General features: G+C 38.9%; 7 protein-coding genes. 5 read left to right on the top strand and 2 right to left on the bottom strand.

Annotation, left to right across the window (positions count from 1 at the left end):
- Positions 1 to 231 precede the first annotated feature (231 nt).
- On the top strand, positions 232 to 633 hold the full coding sequence (locus tag HP439_RS16595; protein ID WP_172391461.1) for a T9SS type A sorting domain-containing protein: 402 nt from the start codon (positions 232 to 234) through the stop codon (positions 631 to 633).
- A gap of 4 nt (positions 634 to 637) precedes the next feature.
- Here HP439_RS16595 and ispG read toward each other — a convergent pair whose 3' ends face one another.
- On the bottom strand, positions 638 to 2,656 hold the full coding sequence (gene ispG / locus HP439_RS16590) for a (E)-4-hydroxy-3-methylbut-2-enyl-diphosphate synthase (RefSeq protein WP_172391460.1): 2,019 nt from the start codon (positions 2,654 to 2,656) through the stop codon (positions 638 to 640).
- 31 nt (positions 2,657 to 2,687) lie between these two features.
- A complete protein-coding gene (locus tag HP439_RS16585) occupies positions 2,688 to 3,605 on the bottom strand; it encodes a LiaI-LiaF-like domain-containing protein (protein WP_172391459.1) in 918 nt (305 codons plus the stop codon).
- Between the two features lie 176 nt (positions 3,606 to 3,781).
- Between HP439_RS16585 and HP439_RS16580 the strand changes: the two genes are divergently transcribed.
- The 4 genes from HP439_RS16580 to HP439_RS16565 all read left to right on the top strand — a co-directional run.
- Positions 3,782 to 4,516: an MlaE family ABC transporter permease gene (locus tag HP439_RS16580; protein WP_172391458.1), complete on the top strand. Its 735-nt coding sequence runs from the start codon at positions 3,782 to 3,784 to the stop codon at positions 4,514 to 4,516.
- A gap of 2 nt (positions 4,517 to 4,518) precedes the next feature.
- The gene (locus tag HP439_RS16575) at positions 4,519 to 5,274 is read left to right on the top strand and encodes an ABC transporter ATP-binding protein (protein ID WP_172391457.1); all 756 of its coding nucleotides are present in this window, start codon (positions 4,519 to 4,521) and stop codon (positions 5,272 to 5,274) included.
- Between the two features lie 127 nt (positions 5,275 to 5,401).
- Positions 5,402 to 6,304, top strand: coding sequence for a class I SAM-dependent methyltransferase (locus tag HP439_RS16570; RefSeq protein ID WP_172391456.1), 903 nt, complete (start codon positions 5,402 to 5,404; stop codon positions 6,302 to 6,304).
- Between the two features lie 350 nt (positions 6,305 to 6,654).
- The coding region (locus tag HP439_RS16565; protein ID WP_172391455.1) for a ligand-binding sensor domain-containing protein at positions 6,655 to 7,531 on the top strand (877 nt) is incomplete at its 3' end.

Below are 7,531 nucleotides of genomic sequence, written 5' to 3'. Positions count from 1 at the left end.
TGGTGCAAATGTACGGGAATTTATTATTGGATCCGAAAGAAATATGGCTTAACGAAGAATCTTGTTAAAAATTGTTAAAACCTAAAAAAAAAGTAAAAAATGTGGAGATCATGCTAAGAAAAAAATTAACTTTGTTAAGCAAGTGATTGATGGCGGTGAGCATATTATGAAATTAAACCAATTGCCTGTTAATAAGGTCTAAACTCCAGTAGTGCGATAATGATGAATAAAATGAGAAATATAACTTTAGTTGTCCTGTTATGCGTAGGTTTGCTTAACACGAATAACGTTATAGCTTCTTCTTTTGATTCGCCTCTAAACGGAATTTCTATCGCTACATCCTCAAACGACGCGCCGGAAAAGGACGAGAAAATTATTACAAATGTAAAAGTTTTCTATAATCCAATTGCTGAACAGATCACCGTGACATTCAAGTTAAGCAAGCAAAATGAAGTGACAATAAAGGTTATGGATGCGCTTGGTAACGAAGTGTTAAACTTAATGAATGGAAGTTTGGATGCAGGGGTACAGAGTCTCTCTTTTGATTCGAATGGAAAAGTAGCAGCAGGTGTGTATTTCGTTCGCGTTTCCTCAGGAACAGAGACCGTCGTCAAACGAATCTCCGTTAGATAGTTTTTCATTGTAATAAAGCATTGTTATTTTCGTCGGTCCAGCGGTTATCGGATTTTATTATTTCGATAAGTTCATCTAGCGCCCGTGACGTGGCGACATTCTTTTTTACAATTTCTTTTCCCCTGTAAAGCGTGATCTTATCCGGACCCGCACCTACATACCCATAATCTGCATCTGCCATTTCGCCTGGGCCATTTACTATACATCCCATGATACCTATCTTTAGGCCTTTTAAATGGCTCGTACGACTTCTTATCATTTGTGTAGTCTCCTGCAAGTCAAAAAGGGTGCGTCCACAACTTGGACACGATATATATTCCGTTTTTGATATCCTTGAGCGTGTTGCTTGTAGGATACCGAACGATGTGGAAGTTATTTTATCCAACGGTGTTGCTGGAGAATCTATCCATACGCCCGAACCAAGTCCGTCTACTAATAATGCTCCTAAATCAGTTCCCGCATACAACTGGAGCTTTGAAATAGGTTCTTCGGGGTTAGTGTCCTCTCCGATAGGTCCCGAAAATTCCGAAACAGGATATTCCCGTTTTACGATTATCGGATTATTTAGTCCGATTTCTTGAAAGTTTTTGAAAAACTGTCGTTGATCTGCCATCCCGTGCAAACTTGAGGTCTGGAGGATAAATACCATCGTGTCATCAATTTTCAATTTAGCAAACTCTGGTCCTTCTAGGTCACTGTTGGAAATGAAGATAAGATTTAGATTGGGGTCGCGCTGTGCGGCTTGGTTATACTCAGAAATCGTATATACCGGGTGTTTATTTCCTTTTTCTTTTAGTGAATTCCATGAAATATAATTGTATAGCACTTTTAGATTCCCTGGTAACGTAAATGATGGTAGATTCGAACCTAAGTAAACGAAGTCTACCGACTGTTCACCGATATGGTATTTATCGTTAACTGCATCGTAACGGTAGCCTACGGAGTCAAGTATAAACGGATCTTTTGTGTTTTGATTAGAAAGGTCGACAACAACTCGTGGAACGAGAGAGCCTCCGATAAAAGCGTTTACTTCTTTTGCCTCGTAGGGCTCTGTAAGATTGCTTGACGAAAGTTGAATAATGGGTTGGTTTCGTTGGCTTTGCATAGCAATCTGACGCTTGCTGTAGCGATTTACAAGAGCAATAGCGACAGGAGCCTCTTTTTCAGGTTCTTCAGTTAAGGATACCCGTATAGTATCCCCTAGACCATCTTCAAGTAAAGTTCCGATGCCGACTGCCGATTTTATACGGCCATCTTCTCCGTCTCCAGCCTCCGTAACTCCTAGATGTAACGGATAATTCATGTTTTCCACGTTCATTTTTTCGACCAGAAGCCGGTAGGCGTTAACCATAACCTGAGGATTTGAAGACTTCATCGATACCACGAGATTGTAATATTGCAAATCTTCACAAATTCGCATAAACTCTAACGCGGATTCCACCATTCCTTCAGGTGTGTCTCCGTAACGACTCATAATTCGATCGGACAACGAACCATGGTTAGTGCCAATACGCATTGCTGTACCGTATTCTTTGCAAATTTTTACCAAAGGTTTAAATTTCGTGTAGATTCGATCTAACTCTGACTGGTAGGTGTCATCGGTGTAGTTGATCTGATCGAAGCGTTTTTTATCGGCATAATTTCCCGGGTTGATGCGGACTTTTTCAACAATTCTAGCAGCAACTTCTGCCGCATTCGGGGTGAAATGTATATCAGCAACTAGTGGTACGTTATAACCACGCTTCTTCAGCCCATTTTTTATTTGGCGTAGATTCTCTGCTTCTTTGATGCTAGGCGCCGTGATACGTACATATTCGCAACCGGCTTCAACCATACGAATGGTCTGTTCTATTGAACCTAAGGTATCCATCGTGTCAACGGTGGTCATACTTTGGATTCGTATTGGATTGTCTCCTCCCATCGGGACATCTCCAATTTTTACTTCACGGGTTCTAAATCGACTGTACGAAACTTTTGAGTTACAATAAACTCCAGGAAGTGTGTTGTTGTTATTAGTATTCATGCCTATGGGCAAAGTTAGCTATTATTTGTTTTTAATACCGGGTAATATTCACTGTATTGGTAGCTCCCTCGACGGAAATGTCAAATTTCTTGGAAGAAGTGTCATAATTTGCGGTTTTCGTTACTCCATCTACTAGTGGTTGAAATCCCTCGAAATTATTTTTAGACAGAAATGATTCGTATGTTAATTTGACGGCCACCTCTTTTGGAATATGTAGTGTAATGGATGACGCCCCAGAAGCAATGTCAAGTTTCGCAATTGAAATGCTGGGATTACCAAGTGTGAAGTCAATGGTGCTCGCTCCGCTGTTCACCTCTATTTTTTTAAAGTCGATTGTACTCAGATCTGCAGAAACGCTGGATGCTCCGACATTGATTTCCATATTCCACGGTATTTTATTGTTTATTTTAGTTTCGACGGCGCCTGACTGCTTACCGCCGTTTGTCGGCTTTATATTAAGTTCTAATTTATGTTCATTTCCTGTTTTCTTATTTTCTAAATTCATCGCCATACCGTTTTCTGGGGATTTTGCTACGATTAGATCTTCACCGGGATCACCGCTAATAGTTAATTTTGAAGCACCGCCGTTTAATTGTAGGCTTGCCTCATTTATACCAACACTATCCATAGGAAGACGGACTTCGTTGGTAAATGATGCATCGTTATCCAAATTAGGAAAATAAACACCCTTCATCCCTGCCCAATCGGATTTAGGAGCCGTCATCCCTACATAAAATACCCAACCTAGGAAAAGGACATTACAGCTTATTTTTAAGTAACTTCCGTATTCCTTGTTTTGAACGATGAGATTAATTCCTACAATTACAATTAATAGCGGCCAATATTTAATGGTGGCTATAAAGTTGAAATCTATAACATCTAGGTTATGTAGTAGTAGAATTAGTCCGATAAATACGAACCATACCCCTGAAGTGATTTTATTTCCCATTGTTTTAATTCTTTTGTAAATATATGGCTCAAATGTATAAGATACTAATTTTTTAAAAAACGAGTTTTAGGTTATTTTGTTCATTATTTCGGTGAAAGAACTAATTATCTCGGTAAGTGTTATACCTAGATTTATGTATATTGCACTGGTATTTATTTTTACACGATAGGTTTTCTATGATATTCCACCATTTTGGTCAGTATATTTTGCTTTTAAGTAAGGTTTTTAAGAGACCCGAGAAGTCGACAGTATATATAAAAGAGATGTTTCATGAGATGGAAGAAATAGGGGTGGGGTCCCTTGGTTTGATCGTTATTATTTCGACTTTTATTGGTGCAGTAATGACATTACAAATAGCATTCCAACTTGTATCTGATCTGATTCCTCCCACCGTTATCGGCCAGATTAATCGTGATTCGAATATATTAGAATTGGGGCCGACGATTTCTGCATTAGTTTTAATGGGAAAGGTTGGTTCTGCCATATCATCACAGATAGGATCTATGCGAGTTACTGAGCAGATTGATGCGTTAGAAATTATGGGAATTAACGCTCCAGGATATCTGATCTTACCCAAAGTGATCGCCGGAGTAATTATGGTTCCAGTTTTAGTGGTCATCGCGATATTCTGTGCTATTTCAGGAGGATTAATTGGCGGAAGTCTCTCGGGCGCCGTAGCGCCGTCGGATTATATACAGGGAATTCAAGGCGGGTTTAACGGGTTTACTATCGTAGTTGCATTAGTAAAAGCATTCGTTTTTGGTTTTATTATTACCACCGTACCTGCCTACATGGGTTTTTATGTTCGAGGAGGAGCTTTGGAAGTTGGACAAGCGGGAACTAAGGCAGTGGTGATTGGTTGTATTTCAATTTTAGCTAGTGATTATATAATTACCGCATTGATGCTTTAGAAATGATAGAAATTCAGCATATACATAAGTCTTTCGGCGAAAATCATGTTCTCAAGGGCATAGATGCAGCATTTGAACCTGGCAAGGTGAATATGATTATTGGTGGCTCCGGATCGGGAAAGAGTACGCTTTTGAAATGTATCGTAGGATTGCATGAGCCGGAAGAAGGAAAGGTCTTTTTTGATAAGGAAGAATTTACTAACTTGGAGTTTGACGATCGTGTTCAAATTCGTCGGCAGGTTGGTATGTTGTTTCAAAATTCCGCACTTTTCGATTCGATGACCGTGGAACAAAACCTAACCTTCGGTTTGGATATCTTTACGGACATGAGCAAAGCGGAAAAACTAGATCGCGCGAATTTATGTTTAGATCGTGTTAATTTATCTAAGACAAACAAACTGTATCCTTCCGAGTTGTCTGGGGGGATGAAAAAGCGCGTAGGTATTGCCAGGGCAATCAGTATGAACCCGAAGTATTTATTTTGTGATGAACCCAACTCGGGGCTGGATCCTGCCACGTCCATAGTCATTGATGAGCTTATTCAGGAATTGACTGATGAATATCAATGCACAACTATAGTGGTTACACATGATATGAACTCTGTAATGGGTATCGGTGATTATATTATGTTTTTATACAAAGGCGAAAAGTTCTGGGAAGGTTCTAATAAAGAGATGCTTAAATCTGATGTTCCCGAACTCAACGATTTTGTTTTCGCTAGTCCGCTAATGAAAGCTGCGCGTTCGACGATAAAATAGCGAACCTTTTTCCTGTTGCTTAGACGAACTTTAGTTTTTACCTTTGCGCGATGCTTTTGATCGATTTCGGTGCATGTTTACGTCTAGATCTATTATTAGCAATAATTTACTCTTAAATTAATTTATTTTGGCCACAACGACAAACATACAATTGCTTACACCTCAATATTGGAAAGACTACGAACTGATTGATTGTGGCGATTTTGAGAAATTAGAGCGATTCGGAGATCTGGTACTGATACGGCCAGAACCACAGGCGGTTTGGCCAAAGACTTTGAATGAATCAGAGTGGGCGAAAAGACATCATATCCGTTTTAAAGGTCGTTCTGCTACTTCAGGGGATTGGGTAAAGAAAAATTCTGCCTCTAATGACCGTTGGCATATTACATATAAAAATAATGACGTTGCAATAAAATTTCGATTAGGACTGACTTCTTTCAAGCATGTTGGTGTTTTTCCTGAACAAGCTGTAAATTGGGACTATATCTCTGAATCAGTGCGTAGTTTTAAAACCCAAACGCCTAAAGTCCTAAATCTATTCGCGTATACCGGTGGCGCTTCCTTAATCGCCAAAGCTGCAGGCGCTGATACTACTCATGTTGACTCAATTAAACAAGTGGTAACTTGGGCAAATGAAAATCAAGAATTATCAGGAATTGAAAATATACGTTGGGTTGTAGAAGATGCTTTGAAGTTCGTTAAAAGAGAGCTTAAACGGGGTAATAAATATAATGGGATTATTTTAGATCCGCCTGCGTATGGTCACGGTCCTAAAGGTGAGAAATGGAAACTCGAGGACCACATTATGGAAATGATGCGTGACGTCGTGCAGCTTCTCGATCCTGAAGAACATTTTTTAATTCTAAATACGTATTCGTTAGGATTTTCATCTGTTATTGTTGAAAATTTAATTAGAACCTCGTTCCCTATAGTAGAAAATTTAGAAATCGGTGAGTTATATTTACATGCAACGGCAGGACCGAAACTACCTTTAGGCGTTTTTGGTAAGTTTCGTAAATTTTCAAAATAATCGGTGCTGCTTGATAGTTCGTTTCCAGTTAATTGCTTATATTATTGGATTTGAAAAATTAGGACAGCATATGTGTAGGCGATCCTGCTTCGCTATTTTTTTAAACCGGTTTGCATTTATTATTAGATAAAGGCTGTATCATTGTCCGTCACCGATTTATATTTTATGACAAAGAGATCGTCTTCCGCTTCAAGGTAAATCTCATCTCCGGATTAAAATGCATTGGCTTTCCCGCGGTGGTAGCGCAATAAATATATTGTAAAAAGACAAATTCATTTCAATGTTCATCACGATATCGCGAAAAATAGAGTTTGAAATGTTACATTTGGTCGAGTTAACCGTATATTGTTTTGAAGAAGGCTCCTTTTGTCTTACGTTTGGTTTTTCTGTTTTTAGAGCTTGTTGCAATGAATTTCCTTCATGCGCAACAGCAAATAAATTTTAAACGCATAACCGTTGATGACGGATTAAACAGCAACCATTTACAAGCTATTACCCAAGATCACGAAGGATACATGTGGTTTGGTACTGCTACTGGCTTGAGTAAATATGACGGAAAGCGATTTCAAGTATATCATTACGACGTTTTACGTAGAGACGGATTGCCGGGGAATAGTATTGAAGAGTTTTTCCATGGTCCGGAAAAGTCGCTATGGATAAAAACTTCCGGGGGATTCTGTATATATAATCCTTCGACCGATACTTTTATTTCCAATATTGATAGTGTTTTACAATCGATACAACTTCCCAAAGGTCATTTAGATCAGGTGTTGCCGCTTACGAGTAAGCTCGTCGCATTTTTGTATACTGACGGTAACGCATTCTTGTTTAACAGCGATAATTCCTCGAGTAGACAGGTCCCACATCCGGATATAAAAAATATTATTGCGAATCTTGCTAAGGGGGAACTTTATACCGTAAACAAGCACGGTGAAATCGAGATTTTGGATCTATATAATTTTGCTTCTTTCAAGAAAATTCCATCTCCTGTGTCCCATTTAAATGAGGTTGATATCAATTACCGATTATTTTTGGACGACCAAAGTAATCTGTGGTTATATGCAAAAAACTTTCCGTTAGGAGCATTTAGATATAACAAATCAGACAACCATACGGATCACTTCAATAGAAATAGCAAAAGTTTTAAGCTCAACAGTGACAATGTTAATAATATTCAGAAACTCGATGGGAAAGTTTGGCTGGGTACGGATCACGGCGGAATAAACA

The sequence above is a fragment of the Sphingobacterium shayense genome, from assembly GCF_013179575.1.
Lineage (GTDB): Bacteria > Bacteroidota > Bacteroidia > Sphingobacteriales > Sphingobacteriaceae > Sphingobacterium > Sphingobacterium shayense.
The sequence above is the reverse complement of the archived record's forward strand: the minus strand, read 5'-3'. Positions and strand labels throughout refer to the sequence as shown.